This window comes from Pseudomonas sp. Root569, from assembly GCF_001427465.1.
GTDB lineage: Bacteria > Pseudomonadota > Gammaproteobacteria > Pseudomonadales > Pseudomonadaceae > Aquipseudomonas > Aquipseudomonas synxantha.
The window spans coordinates 463,657-479,234 of record NZ_LMGQ01000001.1; the positions used below are offsets into that span (position 1 = coordinate 463,657).

16 protein-coding genes, 5 tRNA genes and 1 pseudogene are annotated in these 15,578 nt (G+C 59.5%); 8 read left to right on the forward strand and 14 right to left on the reverse strand.

From position 1 onward, the window contains the following. Nucleotides 1–71: 71 nt before the first annotated feature. The 5 genes and pseudogenes from ASD70_RS29875 to ASD70_RS02130 all read right to left on the reverse strand — a co-directional run bounded on the left by ASD70_RS29875 (nt 72) and on the right by ASD70_RS02130 (nt 6,075). Complete coding sequence (locus ASD70_RS29875) at nt 72–1,001, reverse strand: methyl-accepting chemotaxis protein (RefSeq protein WP_419178870.1); 930 nt, start codon at nt 999–1,001, stop codon at nt 72–74. Continuing rightward, a pseudogene (locus tag ASD70_RS29880) lies at nt 978–2,069 on the reverse strand (methyl-accepting chemotaxis protein); the annotation flags it as partial. The pseudogene ASD70_RS29880 and the gene ASD70_RS29875, both read right to left, overlap by 24 nt. Nucleotides 2,070–2,463: 394 nt before the next feature. Continuing rightward, on the reverse strand, nt 2,464–3,300 hold the full coding sequence (gene ampE, locus ASD70_RS02120) for a regulatory signaling modulator protein AmpE (protein WP_046070868.1): 837 nt from the start codon (nt 3,298–3,300) through the stop codon (nt 2,464–2,466). After that, the gene (gene ampD, locus ASD70_RS02125; protein WP_046070867.1) at nt 3,297–3,860 is read right to left on the reverse strand and encodes a 1,6-anhydro-N-acetylmuramyl-L-alanine amidase AmpD; all 564 of its coding nucleotides are present in this window, start codon (nt 3,858–3,860) and stop codon (nt 3,297–3,299) included. Before ampD ends, ampE begins: the two co-directional genes overlap by 4 nt. Nucleotides 3,861–3,921: 61 nt before the next feature. Then, the gene (locus ASD70_RS02130; protein WP_056845534.1) at nt 3,922–6,075 is read right to left on the reverse strand and encodes a DUF1631 domain-containing protein; all 2,154 of its coding nucleotides are present in this window, start codon (nt 6,073–6,075) and stop codon (nt 3,922–3,924) included. 245 nt (nt 6,076–6,320) lie between these two features. Here ASD70_RS02130 and nadC point away from each other — a divergent pair, with 245 nt between their 5' ends. After that, on the forward strand, nt 6,321–7,169 hold the full coding sequence (gene nadC / locus ASD70_RS02135) for a carboxylating nicotinate-nucleotide diphosphorylase (protein WP_046070865.1): 849 nt from the start codon (nt 6,321–6,323) through the stop codon (nt 7,167–7,169). Nucleotides 7,170–7,287: 118 nt separating this feature from the next. Here the strand turns inward: nadC and ASD70_RS02140 are convergent, their stop codons facing one another. The 3 genes from ASD70_RS02140 to ASD70_RS02150 form a co-directional block, all read right to left on the reverse strand. After that, on the reverse strand, nt 7,288–7,593 hold the full coding sequence (locus tag ASD70_RS02140) for a DUF6388 family protein (protein ID WP_046070864.1): 306 nt from the start codon (nt 7,591–7,593) through the stop codon (nt 7,288–7,290). Between the two features lie 147 nt (nt 7,594–7,740). Continuing rightward, nucleotides 7,741–7,816 (reverse strand) — tRNA-Thr (locus ASD70_RS02145). 63 nt (nt 7,817–7,879) lie between these two features. Next, nucleotides 7,880–8,293 carry a pilin gene (locus tag ASD70_RS02150; protein WP_056845535.1) on the reverse strand — a complete coding sequence of 138 codons (414 nt, stop codon included), beginning with the start codon at nt 8,291–8,293 and terminating at the stop codon, nt 7,880–7,882. Nucleotides 8,294–8,494: 201 nt separating this feature from the next. Between ASD70_RS02150 and ASD70_RS02155 the strand changes: the two genes are divergently transcribed. From ASD70_RS02155 to yacG, 4 genes are read left to right on the forward strand one after another with little or no spacing between them, the layout of a single operon-like run. Beyond that, nucleotides 8,495–9,703 carry a type II secretion system F family protein gene (locus ASD70_RS02155; protein WP_056845536.1) on the forward strand — a complete coding sequence of 403 codons (1,209 nt, stop codon included), beginning with the start codon at nt 8,495–8,497 and terminating at the stop codon, nt 9,701–9,703. Next, nucleotides 9,700–10,566 (forward strand): prepilin peptidase, encoded by an 867-nt coding sequence (locus ASD70_RS02160; RefSeq protein WP_056845537.1) that lies wholly within the window; start codon nt 9,700–9,702, stop codon nt 10,564–10,566. The genes ASD70_RS02155 and ASD70_RS02160 overlap by 4 nt, the downstream gene beginning before the upstream one ends. Further along, nucleotides 10,563–11,186: a dephospho-CoA kinase gene (gene coaE / locus ASD70_RS02165; protein ID WP_056845538.1), complete on the forward strand. Its 624-nt coding sequence runs from the start codon at nt 10,563–10,565 to the stop codon at nt 11,184–11,186. Before ASD70_RS02160 ends, coaE begins: the two co-directional genes overlap by 4 nt. Further along, nucleotides 11,183–11,383 (forward strand): DNA gyrase inhibitor YacG, encoded by a 201-nt coding sequence (gene yacG, locus ASD70_RS02170; protein WP_043049311.1) that lies wholly within the window; start codon nt 11,183–11,185, stop codon nt 11,381–11,383. Before coaE ends, yacG begins: the two co-directional genes overlap by 4 nt. On the opposite strand, the gene ASD70_RS02175 is transcribed toward yacG, so the two are convergent. Next, nucleotides 11,380–11,595 carry a hypothetical protein gene (locus ASD70_RS02175; RefSeq protein ID WP_003171680.1) on the reverse strand — a complete coding sequence of 72 codons (216 nt, stop codon included), beginning with the start codon at nt 11,593–11,595 and terminating at the stop codon, nt 11,380–11,382. The two genes, yacG and ASD70_RS02175, sit on opposite strands and share 4 nt — an antisense overlap. 64 nt (nt 11,596–11,659) lie before the next feature. Further along, nucleotides 11,660–12,349 carry an energy-coupling factor ABC transporter permease gene (locus tag ASD70_RS02180; RefSeq protein WP_046070859.1) on the reverse strand — a complete coding sequence of 230 codons (690 nt, stop codon included), beginning with the start codon at nt 12,347–12,349 and terminating at the stop codon, nt 11,660–11,662. 128 nt (nt 12,350–12,477) lie between these two features. Between ASD70_RS02180 and ASD70_RS02185 the strand changes: the two genes are divergently transcribed. From ASD70_RS02185 to ASD70_RS02195, 3 genes are all read left to right on the forward strand, one after another. Then, on the forward strand, nt 12,478–13,107 hold the full coding sequence (locus tag ASD70_RS02185) for a DUF1780 domain-containing protein (RefSeq protein ID WP_043049309.1): 630 nt from the start codon (nt 12,478–12,480) through the stop codon (nt 13,105–13,107). 88 nt (nt 13,108–13,195) lie between these two features. After that, a complete protein-coding gene (locus ASD70_RS02190; RefSeq protein ID WP_046070858.1) occupies nt 13,196–13,369 on the forward strand; it encodes a DUF3094 family protein in 174 nt (57 codons plus the stop codon). 60 nt (nt 13,370–13,429) lie between these two features. Next, on the forward strand, nt 13,430–14,728 hold the full coding sequence (locus ASD70_RS02195) for an NAD(P)/FAD-dependent oxidoreductase (protein ID WP_046070857.1): 1,299 nt from the start codon (nt 13,430–13,432) through the stop codon (nt 14,726–14,728). Between the two features lie 176 nt (nt 14,729–14,904). Here the strand turns inward: ASD70_RS02195 and ASD70_RS02200 are convergent. The 4 genes from ASD70_RS02200 to ASD70_RS02215 form a co-directional block, all read right to left on the reverse strand. Next, nucleotides 14,905–14,981 (reverse strand) — tRNA-Pro (locus ASD70_RS02200). A 94-nt stretch (nt 14,982–15,075) separates the two neighbouring features. Then, nucleotides 15,076–15,151: transfer RNA gene (locus tag ASD70_RS02205), tRNA-Lys, on the reverse strand. Between the two features lie 5 nt (nt 15,152–15,156). Further along, a tRNA-Pro gene (locus tag ASD70_RS02210) sits at nt 15,157–15,233 on the reverse strand. 9 nt (nt 15,234–15,242) lie between these two features. Beyond that, a tRNA-Asn gene (locus tag ASD70_RS02215) sits at nt 15,243–15,318 on the reverse strand. Nucleotides 15,319–15,578: the final 260 nt, after the last annotated feature.

A 15,578-nucleotide genomic window follows, 5' to 3' on the forward strand; every position in this document is an offset into this window, starting at 1 on the left:
CGCGATAAAACACAGTCCGACAAATCAGGATATGCGCCACGCAATCCGAAGCTCAATCCCACAGAAAATTCCTACACTCGAAACGCCCCGATCAATTGCTTCAACTCAATGACCTGCGCCGACAATTGCCTGCTGGCCGCTTCGGTCTGTTGGGCACCTTGCGCCGCATGCTCGCCAGCGCGATTGATTTCGACAATATTCTGGTCGATGTCTTGGGCGACCGCCGTTTGCTGCTCGACGGCAGCGGCAATCTGCTGGTTCTGGTCAACGATCATCCCTACGGCGCCGAGGATATTCTCCAGGGCTTGCTGGACTTTTTCCGACTGCCCCACCGTGCCACTCGCCATTTCATGGCTGCTGCCCATGGCCTTCACCGCCGCGCCGACGCCACTGTGCAAGCGACTGATCATTTGTTCGATTTCTTCGGTGGAGTGCTGGGTGCGTCGGGCCAGGGTGCGCACCTCGTCGGCCACCACGGCAAAACCTCGGCCCTGTTCACCGGCGCGGGCGGCTTCGATGGCCGCGTTGAGCGCCAACAGGTTGGTCTGCTCAGCGATGCTCTTGATCACTTCCAAGACCCTGCTGATGTCCTGGCTGTCGGCGGCCAACTGGTTGATCACCCGCACCGACTCATCAAGCTCCGAAGCCAGGCGTGCGATGCCGCCTTGCTGTGATTGCACCAGCGCCCGCCCACTGACGGTTTCATCATTGACGCTCTGGGCGCTGTTGACTGCCGCCGCCGCGCTACGCGCCACCTCCTGGGCAGTGGCCGACATTTGGTTCATCGCCGTCGCCACTTGTTCGATCTGGCTGCGCTGACCGGATACCGCCTGGTTGCTCTGTGCCGAAACCGCCTGGACCTGGCCGGCCTGCAGCTCGACCTGGCTGACCGTATGCCCGACGCGCTCGATCAAGTCGTGGATCTTGGCCACGGTGCCATTGAACACCTGGCCCAAGTCCCCCAGCTCATCGCGGCTTTGGGCCACGAAGGTGACCGTCATGTCACCTGCCGCCACTTTGTCCATCATTACCCCCAGGCGACGCAAGGTGGTACGGGTGGATACGAAGAAGCCTGCATATAAGTAGAAAATCAGCGCAAATACCGCCGCCAGTGCCGCGATCAGCAGCACCATGTGCAGTCGGTTTTGTGCCAGGCGTTGCTCCAGTTGCTGCCCGATGAACGCCAAGGTGGCTTCATCCAGTTGATATGTCTTGGCCATCAGTTGGCTGACGCTGTCGTAAAACCCCTGCCACGCTGTGTCGAGGGTCTCGGCCATCACCACCCGTTCTTCGAACAATTCGCTGCCTTGCTTGAGGCTGGCCTGGCTGGCTTGCGCCAGGGTGTCGAGGGTCGCATGTGCGGCATGGCTGGCGCCCAGTGCGTCCTGCAGTTTCAAGCCATATTCGCCCTGGAGTTTTTCCAACTGCTGCAGCAATTCGTCAAAGCGTGTGCTGGAAGAAGAGTTGATAAACCCTTGGCCCAGAGAGTACGCGCCCATCGCACGCCCCTCCCCAAGGGCCTGGGTGACTTGCGGGGTGACAGTAGTGACCAGATCGGAGAGCTGGCGAAGATCACTTTGCGCGTCACGGCTCAAGCCGGCTTGGCTGGCAATAATCTGGCTGAGCATCTGGGCCTGGTTAAGTAATTTGCCGATCAGCGCCGTTTTGTTGAGCAACGAACTTTCCTGTTGCTGCGCCTTGAACGCGGCGATCAACTCGTCGCGCTTGCTTTCAAAAACGGTGACGTGCTCGGGCTCGCTCGCCACGGCGCTCAAGCCTTGCAAACGGTCCAGCACACTCTGCTCCAAGGCGCTGATCCTGGCCTCAAGATCAGCGGCCTTGCCGGACTGGCCAAGTGTGGCGTTGATCTGCACCTGGTTGTTGAGGGTTTCCAGGTCGCGACGCAACACCAGGCTGCTGCCAAGCAGGTCAAGGCTCTGGAGTTCGATGCGAGTGCCCTGGAATTCGCGCCAGGAATCACGCACCAGATAGTAGTTGGTTGCCAGCATCGGCAGCAGGAATAGCACACTGATCAGGCTGAACTTCATGCCGAAGCTCAGGCGGTTCATCAGCGCTACGGCGGGATAGAGCAAGCTCTTCACAGGTGACCTCCCCTTCTTTTATTTTTATTGAGGCGCAGGGCGGCGGCAGATAGCCACTATTTGGCGCTCTGTCTGTATAGCTCAATTTGAAAGGGAGTTTTGTAACGTAAGGTTAACGGCGTGTCCGGGGACCCAATGTGGGAGGGGGCTTGCCCCTGATAGCCACGGATATCTACACAACCCTGACATAGCGACCGCCAGTAACCACGATGCGAAGCGAGCCGCTCTTGATCTTGATATGCCTTTGATCTTAGGCGCCCCGTTAAACCACGCTGGCCGGAATTCGACAGGGATTTGGGGGGTAAACCGGCAGGGATGCCGGTTTAGCCGCCATCGGGGGCTAGCCCCCCTCCCACAATGTTTAGGGCAATACAGTCCAGATGGCAAAACCGGCATACCACAGCACCGCCGCACGCAGCAGCAGCTCCCACAGGCGATCCAGGCTGTTGATGCCATCGGCGCCCACCACCGGCGGCGGGATTTCGGCGGCGGCCAGCCCGACTTTTTCCATCAGCTGTGCAGCGCTGATGTCCCAGCTCAGCAGTTCGTGGAGCATCACACGGCTGACCCCGACGAAATTGCCCACCAAGGCAAAACTCGCCGCCAGCAGGCGTACCGGCAACCAGTCAAACGCGTGGCGCAGCTGCGTGGCGCGCTCGGCCACCAAGGGGTTCTGGCTATGTTCGCTGGCTAGGGCTAACAGGCGATAGGCCAAGGCGGCTACCGGACCTAGCAGGAAATACCAGAAGATCACCGCGAAAAAGCTTTGATACGCCTGCCACAGCAAGTAGCCCTGGACGCGCTCCAGCAATTGCTCGCCACTGTCCGCGCCAAGATTCAGATCGCGCTCGGCCACGTGTTCGGCAGCTTGCAGGTCACCGCGTCGCCAGGCGTCACGAAACGGTCCCAGCCCTGCCAACAGATCACCACGGCCCAGGCTATAGATCACCACCAGCAAGTGCACCGGCAATGCCAGCAGGCCATAGGCCACCGGCTCCAGCACCAGCAGCAACAGCGCCAGCAACGCCACGGGCAGCAGCACCATGATCAGCAGGATCAGCCAGGGGCGCTTGCCCATGCGCGGGCTCGCCTCCAGCCTGGCCAGCTCACGCAGCCATCCGCCGTCGCGCTGCAGCCGCAGGCGCAAGGCCGAGAACTTCTCAATCCAGACCGCCAGCACCAACACCAGGAAACTCATTCTTCGTGTCCTCCATCCTGCAGGGCGCTACGAAAGCGCGTCCAATCAAAAGCGGGGCCCGGGTCGGTCTTGCGCCCCGGGGCGATGTCGCTGTGACCACAAATACGTTGTTGGGTAATTTTCGGGTAGGCCGCCAGCAGCTGGCGTGTCAGGTCGATCAGCGACCTGTACTGGGCCTCGGTATACGGCAGTTCGTCCGTACCTTCCAGCTCGATCCCAAGGGCAAAATCGTTGCACACTTCGCGGCCCTCGAAGCTGGAAACACCTGCATGCCAGGCTCGGTCCCGACAGGAAACAAATTGCGTCACAATGCCGTCACGCTCAATCAGAAAATGCGCAGACACACGTAGGTGCGCGATACCCTCAAAGTAGGGATGTTCCGAGACGTCCAGATGATTCTGGAAAAACTCCTGCACCTTGCCAGTCGCGAACTGCGCTGGGGGCAAGCTGATGTTGTGCACCACCAACAGCGAGATTTCGCCTTCAGGGCGCTCGTTGAAGTTGGGCGAAGGGCAGTGGCGGATGCCCTGGCACCAGCCGCTGGCGGGGTCCAACTGCATACAGGCTCCTTGAATGAGACTAAGTGTTACCAGTATGCCGCGTTCCGCCCCGCGGTTGCGATCACTTGCCGCGATTGAGTTGACGCAGGTTACCCACCACCGCAGCCAGCGCACGTTCGAACAGCAAGCCATTATCCAACGTGCGCAGCGCGCCACGCTTGAAGGCCAGGGCTAATTGCCCGGCGGTTTGCTCCAGAACCTTGAGCCCTGCGCGACTAACAAAAACATAGGTATTGGCAGGCGGCATGATCGCCGTCAACTTGCAGCGCAGGATGGGGGCGTCGTTTTGCTGCAGCTCAATCCAGGTGTCTATACGCAACTGCTGGACCTTGAGCAAATCGGAATCATCATCGGGCAGAGGCTCTTGGGGTGGCGGCAAACTCGAGCTGAAGACGAAAGGTTCGCGGACTTCGACCAGCACATCGACGCCCTCGCCCTCTGACGACTGTACATGCATGGCCTGCAACTGCTGGAAAAATTCACGGGTGCTGAACGAATCGAACGCCGCACTGGCCAGGCCGTCACGCAGCGCCTTGAGCAACCCAGGTAATTGCTCGAGCAAACGCCGACCTGCTTCGGTGTCTCCCTGCAGGCCAACGCTCCAGATCAGCTCATCCATGGTGCGCAGCGCCGTTTGCCATGGCAGGGGTTGTTCGCCGTGCTTGAGCGTGGTCAACAACAGCACCTGGCTCCAGGCCTGCTGCAGGAACCGCAGCAAAAACTGCGGCAAGGTTTTACCCATAATCCGTCGATTGATCGCTTGCGCCACACGCCGGCGAGCAGCCTCGGTACGCAGGCGCTCTTGCTCGGCTTCATGGGTGTGCCGCTCCAGCAACTCACTACGCCTGCGCTCATCGGCGGTAAACGCGCTGAACTGCGCCAGCAGCTGGGAAAAAATTGCCGTGTCTTCGACAAATTCATTCAGTAACCGCTGTACGACCTGCTCGATACGCAGGTAGAGGTAATCGTGCGGGTTGTTCCCCGGCGGGCTCCATCCTATGACGGCGCTCGCGATTTCATTGAGCAAGCGGCGCACCGGATGGTTCGCACAGCTGAACAGGCTTTTGTCCAGCACCGCGACTTTCAGCATCGGAATCTGCAAGCGGGCAATCAAACCCTTGAAAGCATCCGGCACGCTGCGGTCATCGAGAATGAACTCAAACAGCAAGGCAACCAGGTTGATTACATCTTCGTCAGCCTCTTCCAGCACCCGCGACCTGCCACTCTTGACGCTGACCCGAGTCAGTAGCTGCTCAAGCTGATTGCGCAGGTCAAAATCGTCCTCGGCGTCGGGCTCCGGGACGTACTGTTGCAAATGCGACAGCAGGCGCAGCAGGTCGCGGGTGGCGATGGGTTGCGGCTCGGTACTGGCCTCGAGGGTCGGCGCTACGCTGCCACGCACGGCCACGAGCCACTTTTGCAAGGCACTGAAGGCCTCTTGTCCGCTTGGCTCGAACGGCGGCTCGGCGATCGACTGGCTGGGGTGGTGCTGTTCACGGGTCGCAGGCCCACCGGGACGACGGGACGGAACGGCCTTGAGTTCGGGCAGTACCCCAGTGGCGACCAGTAGCTGATTGGCTTCGGCGTACAGCAGGTCAGCGTCGCTGAGCACGTATTTTTCAAACAGCTTGAGTATGATCAGCTTAACCCGGATCTCCACCCCCAGGCTGCGTCCGGCCTGCAGGAAGAACTCGCAAAGCAAGGCCGGCCCCAGTGGGTTCTCATGGTCATCCAGGCGCCTGCCAAGCAATTCACTGAATCGCGCACTCAACTGCCCCAGTGCCACCCCATCGCGATGCCGTACTCGACTGAGCATCGCTTCAAGGGCCACGGCTTTTTCCGCCTCATCAGCGCTTGTACCGGACACGCCTTCGTAAGACACCACCGGCACCAGGTGCATGTCGCCGCGCCCGGCCAAGCCCAGGTCGCCAAAGGCGGCAAACAGCTGCTCCATGAATACGCGCTCGAAGTTCTTGCGCTTGAGGCGCAGGTCACGCATGGCCTCGAAGAAAATATGATGGTCGACGGTGCTGCGGGCCTTGTCAGCCATTTCGAACAGGGTGTCGTCGGCGTTATCGAACAACTCCTGCAAACCCTGTTGCAACTGTTGCGCCGCCTTGTCACGCACCTGCAACACCACCACCGGCAGGCGCGCGAGCGGCGATGTCGTGGCCTGCGCCCTGTTGAAAGGCACCACCTTTCCGTCATTGTGCATCCTGGCCTCCTGAAACGGCGGTGTTGAGAGGTGGGAAGAACGGGGGCAGGCCCAGGAGGCACTGCAAACACCCGGCTACCACCAGGACGTCAAAGCTATGACGCCAATCGCAAGGCGCGAGATTATCTTGCAAATGAGGGTAGTTGCGCCAGCAAACTATGCCTTTGCGCTGTAATTGAGTGGCGAGCCTGGGTTCAAACGCATGCAGCCCCTATAATCGAGGCACTTTGTTTGTGGAGCCTGTTATGCCGAATCTCCGTCTCGCCGACCTCACCGCCGAAATTGAAGCCAACGTGCGCCGCGCACTCCTGGAAGACATCGGCAGTGGTGACATCACCGCGCAGTTGATCCCGGTCGAACGGCTGGCCAAGGCGACGATCATTACCCGCGAGGCGGCCGTTATCGCTGGTACGGCGTGGGTGGATGCAGTGTTCCGCCAACTGGACCCACGGGTAGCCGTACATTGGCAGGTGGCCGACGGTGAACGGGTCAACTCCAACCAGGTGCTGTTCCACCTTGAAGGCCCGGCACGCTCGCTGCTCAGCGGTGAACGCTGTGCGCTGAACTTCCTGCAGATGCTGTCAGGCGTCGCCACCCGTGCGCAGTTCCTGGCGGACTTTGTTGCCAGTACCCAAGTCAAGCTGCTGGACACCCGCAAGACATTGCCGGGCCTGCGCCTGGCGCAGAAGTACGCAGTCACCTGCGGCGGTTGCCATAATCACCGCATCGGGCTGTATGACGCGTTCCTGATCAAGGAAAACCACATTGCCGCCTGTGGAGGTATTGCCCAGGCCATCGCGGCTGCCCACAAGATCGCCCCGGGTAAGCCGGTAGAAATCGAAGTGGAAAGCCTGGAAGAATTGCGCGAAGCCCTGGCGGCGGGTGCCGACATCATCATGCTGGATGAACTGAGCCTGGACGACATGCGCGAAGCCGTGCGCCTGAACGCCGGCAAGGCCAAGCTGGAAGCCAGCGGCGGGATCAACGAAACCACGCTGCTGCCTGTCGCTGAAACCGGAGTGGACTACATTTCCATCGGCGCGATGACCAAGGATCTGAAGGCGGTGGATCTGTCGATGCGTCTGAGTATCTAAAGTGCCTTGACTGTAGGAGCGAGCTTGCTCGCGAAAACCTCAAGGGCACCGCGTGCAATCAAAGTTCACGCGTTATCGTTAACGTTTTTCGCGATCAAGCTCGCGCCTACAGGCTGCTTTAAACTACAAGGTTATTCATCTCGCAGTACTCGTCCCACTCGACACCCAGCACTTCGGCCGCCTCTTTGTGCAAGGCCAGCCGTGCAGTTTCAAACTCTTCAGGCGTCGAGGTGTACTTGAGGGTCAGTTCCCAAGGCTGGTAGCCCTGGCTCTCGGCCTCGTCCTCAAATGCCCACTGGATCTGGTCACGCTGGTCGTCAGCGCTCAGTTCCTTGATCTCTTCTTTAAGCTGCGGCGACTCCTCGAGATATTTTTCGAGAGCTGCTTGGTGCCGAACTTCCTGGGTCATCTCAGTCGTGGTCATGTCGTTCTCTTAGATCGAGGAATGGGGATGCATCTGGGTCATCAAGGTTGCGCAGATACAAAAGAGCGGGCACGAATGCCAGCTCGTCTGGCCTTCAGAACCATTCTGGGATCATCTGAAAACATTGCCTTTGAAGCGGTGGTGCCTTGGTGCCCGAGACAGGAATCGAACCTGCGACCTTCGCGTTACGAGTGCGCTGCTCTACCGGCTGAGCTACACGGGCAGTGGGCTAAAGCTAGCACTGCATCGGACATGCAGCAACTGACTCGCTCACCGCCCGGCGGCGTCACGCGCCGTTGATGCCACAGCCTTTGGCAGCGTACTGCGCCTCAACCGTGGTGGCGCAGGTCCAGCCGGTGGTGGCGCTGCGGGTCAGGGTAATGGTCTTGCCCAGCACGGGAGCCGGCGCATCGAGAATTTCACAACGGATGGAACCTGCACCCGAGGCCACATCGCCTGTCACCTCGATCTTGCAGTTGGCCGTCGGGCTGGTGCCACCGATCAACTCCAGAGTGGGCACAGTGCCCTGGTTGATCGTATCTTCGTAGCCAGCCTTCAACGCGCTGATTTCCGCCAGCCCCGCCGTAAACTTGGCCTTGGCCTGGTGCTTGGTGTACATGGGCAAACCGATGGTGGCCAAAATGCCGATGATTGCCACGACGATCAACAACTCGATCAAAGTAAAGCCTTTTTGACGCATCTCTTTCACTCTCCAGAATAGAACCATGACAAGGCGCGTCCTGCGCCCCGTAGTGTGCAACGGCGCCAGTGTACTCATGCCCAAGCGGCCAATCGCGTACAGGACGCACATTCTGACATTTTATTCCTGAACGCCAGCCTGCCCGAACACGCTCCCTGACTAAGCTGTAAATTCTTCACTACCTGCGTGCACGAACCCGACATGAATGACACATCAACGATCTACGCCTGGGAAGGCATCAACCGCAAGGGACGCAGGGTGTCCGGGCAAATTGCAGGCAATGACCTTGCGCTGATCAAGGCACAATTGCGCCAGCAAGGGATCTGTCCCGAGCGTGTGCGTAAAAAGCCTGCGCCTCGGCCGACGTTCGCCCCACGTATATTGCCTGCGGATATCGCCCTGTTCACCCGCCAGTTGGCCACATTGCTCAAGGCCGGTATCCCGCTGCTACATGCCTTCGACATCATCAGAGAGGGCGTCGAGAACCGGCAGGTGCGTGACCTGGTCGAAGCCTTGAAACAGCAGATCGCCAGTGGCAACAGCTTGGCCGATGCGCTGCGCCTACATCCCCGTTATTTCGATGACCTGTACTGCAACTTGGTGTCCACCGGGGAACAGGCCGGCGCCCTGGAATTGCTGCTGGAGCGAATAGCGACTCACCTGGAGAAAAGCCAACGGCTCAAAGCCAGGATCAAAAAGGCCATGACCTACCCTGTTGCGGTACTGGTGGTTGCCACGCTGGTCAGCGCGGTGCTGTTGATACACGTAGTGCCGCAATTCCAGAACCTGTTCGCCGGGGTCAACGGCCAATTGCCCGGGTTTACCTTGGCGGTCATTGCCCTGTCCGAATTCCTGCAACAGGCGTGGTGGGTGCTGGCGCTGGGCTTGGGTGCGTCGCTGGCAGGGCTTCGCCAGGCTTACCGTGCTTACCCAGGCTTTCGCCATCGGCTGGAAGCGGGTTTGTTGAAAATGCCCCTGGCAGGCAAACTGCTGCACAACTCTGCCGTCGCTCGTTACGCCCGCACGCTTTCAACCACGTTCGCAGCGGGCGTGCCCCTCGTGCAGGCATTGGGCTCGGTGGCCGGCGCCGTCGGCAATGGACCATTCAAACAGGCAATTGATCGTATGCGCCACGATGTATCCACAGGCATGCAATTGAACCAGTCCATGGCCAGCAGTGGCCTGTTTCCAGGCATGGCGATCCAGATGACGGCCATCGGTGAAGAATCCGGCACGCTGGACCGAATGTTGGAAAAAGTCGCGAACCACTACGAGGCGGACGTGGACACCTTGGTCGATAACCTCACCAGCCTGATGGAACCGCTGATCATGGTGGTACTGGGGGGCATTGTCGGGGCGTTGGTGATCGCCCTGTACCTGCCGGTCTTTCAACTGGGTACGGCATTTTGATCCTGCTGCTGACCGAACGGCCCTGGTTTTTTGTTGCCATGGCACTGGTGCTAGGCCTGATCGTCGGCAGTTTCCTCAATGTGCTGGTGTGGCGACTGCCAAAAATGCTCGAGCGCGAATGGCGTGCCCAAGCCCGTGAGATCCTCGGCTTGCCTGCCGCACCCGGCGGGCCGCCCTATAACCTGATGTGCCCGAATTCCTGCTGCACCCGTTGCGAACAGCCGATTCGGCCCTGGGAAAATATCCCACTGCTCAGCTACCTGTTGCTCAGGGGGCGTTGTGCCCATTGCCGTGAGCGCATCAGCCTTCGTTATCCCTTAACCGAGCTGGCCTGCGCGTTGGTCTCGGCCACCGTTGCCTGGCACTTCGGCCTTGGCTGGCAGGCCGGCGCGGTGCTGCTGCTGAGCTGGGGCTTACTGGGCCTGAGCCTGATTGACCTCGACCATCAATTGTTGCCGGATGCGCTGGTGCTGCCGCTGCTATGGCTGGGACTCATCCTCAACAGCGCCGACCTGCTGGCGACCTTGCCCGATGCGCTGTGGGGCGCGGTCATTGGCTACATGAGCCTGTGGAGCGTGTTCTGGCTGTTCAAGCTGCTCACCGGTAAAGATGGCATGGGCCATGGCGACTTCAAGTTATTGGCATTGCTGGGAGCCTGGGGTGGGTGGCAGATACTGCCGATGACATTACTGATGGCCTCATTGCTGGGCCTGATCGTCGGGTTGATCCTGCTGCGTTTGCGCAAGACCCAAGCGTCAGCACCGCTGCCCTTTGGTCCCTGCCTGGCAATTGCCGGCTGGATTGCATTGCTCTGGGGTGGTCAAATAACCGACTTCTATTTGCAGTCTGTCGGTTTCAGATGACCACTTCTGTCGCAACACCCTGGATTCTTGGCCTCACGGGCGGCATTGGCAGCGGCAAAAGCGCTGCGGCCGAACACTTTATCCACCTGGGCATCGACCTGGTGGATGCCGATCATGCTGCTCGCTGGGTCGTGGAGCCTGGCCGACCGGCACTGGCACGCATCGCCGAGCATTTCGGCAGCGGCGTGCTGCACCCCGACGGCCAGCTGGACCGCGCCGCGCTGCGTAAACTGATCTTTGAGGTCCCTGAAGAACGCCTGTGGCTGGAAGCACTGCTGCACCCGTTGATTGCCGAGGAAATTCGCAGTCACCTGGCACGCGCCCGTTCGCCTTACGCGATCCTGGTGTCACCGCTGCTGATCGAGTCAGGCCAATACAGCATGACCCAGCGCATCCTGGTGATCGACGTGCCGCAATCGCTGCAGATTCAGCGTACCCTGCAGCGCGATGGCATCAGCGAACAACAGGTGCAGGCGATTCTCAAGGCCCAGTCCAGCCGCGAAGACCGCCTGAACCATGCCGATGATGTACTGGTCAATGACCAGGACCTTGCCTGGCTGCATGGCGAGGTCGAGCGACTGCACCACTTTTACCTTACTTTGCGTGGAGGCCGACCATGAGCCAACCCTTGACCGTCGATTGCCCAACCTGCGGTGCCCCCGTGGAATGGAAAACGGAAAACCTCAACCGGCCGTTCTGCTCGGACCGTTGCAAACTCATCGACCTGGGCGCCTGGGCCGCCGAGGAACACAAGATCCCCGTGGCCCCGGATGCCGAAGACGAGCTGTTTTCCGAAGACCTGCCACCGCGCCACTAAGGCCGCATAAAGGCATATTCCTGCTGGTCGTCGAGGTTTTCTGCGAGGTATTGCAGCTCGTCGGCCAGGTCTTCAAAACTGCGTACGCCCTTGCTTTGCTGCACTACCGCACTGAGCATGGCGCGCAAGGTCAAGCCTGGGTCAAAACCGATCTCCTGCGCCGCATCCTGGCTTCTGCGCAACTCCTGTCGTGCCCACTCATACACACTCATGATCCGTGCTCCTGAAAATTTTGCAGAGCATGGACCTGCGCCGTTGCCCGGCATTTGACCTGGATCAACGCCGTGAATCGTCGTCCTTCCAAGGCGCCGAGAGGTAGCGGGTACGGTTGAAGGTCTCCAGCCATTCCGGGCAGAACACCACCAATGCGCTGATGACCATGCCGTTGATAAAGGCTTCGGGAAAGATGATCAGCCACAGGTAGCCCACAAAGTCTTCCAGCCATTGCGGCATCGCAAAGCGGCCGTCAAACCACAATAAACCCAGCCCGGCCAACAGGCATAGCAAGGCCGACAGCGCTGCGGCAAAAAAACCGGAACAGAAGATATACACAAAGGGGTTTCGCGGTTGCGCCCGCTCGACCAGCAGCGCACAGCCTTCGGTGACCAGCACCGGCAACCCGATCAGGAGCAGGCCATTGACGCCGAGCGCGGCCAGGTCCTGGCGCCCCAGCAGCATGAGGCCGATCTGAGCGGCAAACCCACCGACGATTGCCAGCGGCCAATCCAGCAGCAAGGTGACGGCGGTCATGCCGATAAAGTGGTAAGAGACCCCGGTATCGAAATCCCGTCGCACCAGCCACAGCGTGAACAGCGCGAACACCGTGCCGAACAGCAAATGCTGGCGCCGTCGGTCGGCGAACAATTCGACCCACGGCGAGCGCAACATCGCCCACATCAGCACAGGCGCATACAACAGCCAGCCGATGCCGAGGGTCGATGGCGCCAGAACAGCTGCACTGATCACGGATGCGCTACCTTTATAATAAGCCTCACCACACACCTCATCCTTGGGCCTGCTGCCAGGTGACCAGTCTACACCTGCGTTTAAAGCAAGACTTCCTGTGGTCATCATTTGAACGCTAAGCTGCGAATATGGATGACTCAGATTATTTGCGCCTGCTCACCGTGGCAGCCGAACAAGCCAATGCGTTCCTGTCCAATGCCCGCAAGTGGGAGCGTGAGCGTTGGGTCTGCCAGCGTCTGCTGCAAGGCCTGAATGTGCCCTACCGCGTCGAAGAATTTCACGCTGCCGGCCAGGAGCCACCGGATGTATTGTTTCGCGACGCCAGCTTCGAGGTGTTTTTCGTGCTGGACGAAGGCCGGCGCCTGAACGACGAATGGCGCGACGAGTTGCTGCGCAGGCGCAGCGCTTTCTCCTTGAGCCAGCTGGTGCGGCGCGAAGCCAAGCCACGGCGCATCCCGGCCCATGAGTTCCTGCTGCGCCTGGCGCCGACACTGCGTAAAAAAGCCCACAACTACAAAGAGCGCGGCATGGACCTGGGAGAGTTGGATCTCATCGCCTTTGCCAGCCTCAAACGCGAAGTGCTGGACCTCAACAGCCACTTCCCGCCCCCCACCGAGTATTTGCGCCAAGGCTGGCGCTCGCTGTCGTTGGTGGGCCCAACCTTCGCCCGGGTGCTGTTCGCCCACCCGGATGCACCGGATTTCTTGCGCAACAACCTGGGGCGCAGCATAGTATTCGACGTTGGCATCAGCCTGTGACACAGGCACCGGCTACGCTTATGGCGATAGCGCCAACCCCTGGCTGTAACGTGGCGCCCTTTTGCAACGTCTACCTGACGAGGCCTTTATGACCAGCCGCCTGAACCCCGATGACCAACAGCATGTCGAAGAGTACCTGCAACTCTCCCAGAATAGAGTCGAGCGCAAGCCTTTCCGGCCGTGGCTGCTCCTCTGCGTGGTGCTGGTAGTGGTGATCGGGCTCGGTGTGCTGAGCCGCCTATTGAGTTACCTGACGCTATGAGCTGCCTGGCGCTCGCGAGGGTAACTGCTCCGATTTCTTTTAGCCTTGCGAGATATCCCCATGACCCATCGTATTATTATCGTCGGCGGCGGCGCCGGCGGCCTGGAGTTGGCTACCCGCCTGGGTAAGACCCTGGGCAAGCGCGGCAAGGCCAGCATCACGCTGGTGGACGCCAACCTGACCCACATCTGGAAGCCCCTGCTGCACGAAGTAGCTGCCGGCTCGCTGAACTCTTCTGAAGATGAACTCAACTATGTTGCCCAAGCGAAATGGAACCACTTCGAGTTCCAGCTGGGGCGCATGAGCGGGCTTGACCGCGAACAGAAGAAAATCCAGCTGGCTGCCACTCTCGACGAAGAAGGTCGCGAACTGGTGCCTGCACGCGTACTGGGCTATGACAGCCTGGTGATTGCCGTGGGCAGCACCACCAACGACTTCGGCACCGAGGGTGCGGCGCAACATTGCCTGTTCCTCGACACCCGCAAGCAGGCCGAGCGTTTTCACCAGCAATTGCTCAACCACTACCTGCGCGCCCATGCCGGGCAGACCGATGCCATTGAACAAATCAGCGTTGCCATCGTTGGCGCTGGCGCCACCGGCGTCGAGCTGGCCGCCGAGCTGCATAACGCCGCCCATGAGCTGGCCGCCTATGGCCTGGACCGTATCAAGCCAGAGAACATGCACATCACCCTGATCGAAGCCGGCCCGCGGGTATTGCCTGCGCTGCCGGAACGCATCGGCGGGCCGGTGCATAAAACCCTGGAGAAACTCGGGGTGACCGTGCTGACCAACTCGGCGGTCAGTGAAGTGACTGCCGACGCCCTGATCACCAGCAGCGGCCAAGTGATTCCCGCCAGCCTCAAGGTATGGGCGGCCGGGATTCGCGCACCGGGTTTCCTCAAAGACATCGATGGCCTGGAAACCAACCGCATCAATCAGCTGCAAGTGCTGCAAACCCTGCAAACCACCCGTGACGAAAACATCTTCGCCTTTGGTGATTGCGCTGCCTGCCCACAACCCGGCACCGACCGCAATGTGCCGCCACGGGCCCAGGCTGCACATCAGCAAGCTTCGCTGTTGGCTAAATCGCTGAAATTGCGCATCGAAGGCAAGGATCTGCCGACCTATAAGTACACCGACTACGGTTCGCTGATTTCGCTGTCGCGCTTCTCAGCGGTGGGCAACCTGATGGGCAACCTGACCGGCAGTGTGATGCTGGAGGGCTGGCTGGCGCGGATGTTCTATGTGTCGCTGTACCGCATGCACCAGATGGCGCTGTACGGGTTCTTCCGTACGGCGATGCTGATGTTGGGGAGCAAGATTGGCCGAGGCACCGAACCGCGCCTCAAACTCCACTAACAACGCATAATACCTGTGGGAGGGGGCTTGCTCCCGATAGCGGTGGATCAGCTAAGTATTCATTAACTGACACACCGCTATCGGGAGCAAGCCCCCTCCCACATTTGCTTTGCGGTGAGCTCAGGATTCGCGCGCAAAAAAAATCCCCGTATCTTTCGATACGAGGATTTTTAATATGGTCGGGGTAAGGGGATTCGAACTCCTGACATCCTGCTCCCAAAGCAGGCGCGCTACCGGACTGCGCTATACCCCGGTAAAAAAAAGGCGACCTTTCAGTCGCCTTCTTCGATCAGTGCTTTTGGCCTCTGATCTTAAGATTCGATTCCAGCCTGGACTGGTCTCAAAAATGGTGGGTCGTGTGGGATTCGAACCTACGACCAATTGGTTAAAAGCCAACTGCTCTACCAACTGAGCTAACGACCCAAATATGGTCGGGGTAGGGGGATTCGAACTCCCGACATCCTGCTCCCAAAGCAGGCGCGCTACCGGACTGCGCTATACCCCGGTTTGAAATTGGCTCCGTGACCAGGACTCGAACCTGGGACCCAATGATTAACAGTCATTTGCTCTACCGACTGAGCTATCACGGAACTACATATTTCAAATTTACTGCTGTGTAACCTTCTCTTCGACCCTGTCCGTATCGCTACGTTAGCGTCTCTGAGGCGCGCTATTCTACAATCTTAAAAACCCCTGTCAACCCCTTAAATTGCTTTTAAGACAATGATTTGCGCTTCTTTCTGATTTCTTCTTGGGGAGAAGAAACCCGTGGGCTGACGTTGCTGCGGGGCGCACTTTACAAGCCTTTGCCTTACAGTTCAACGCCCTAGCGAAAAAAAAGGCCCCGCAA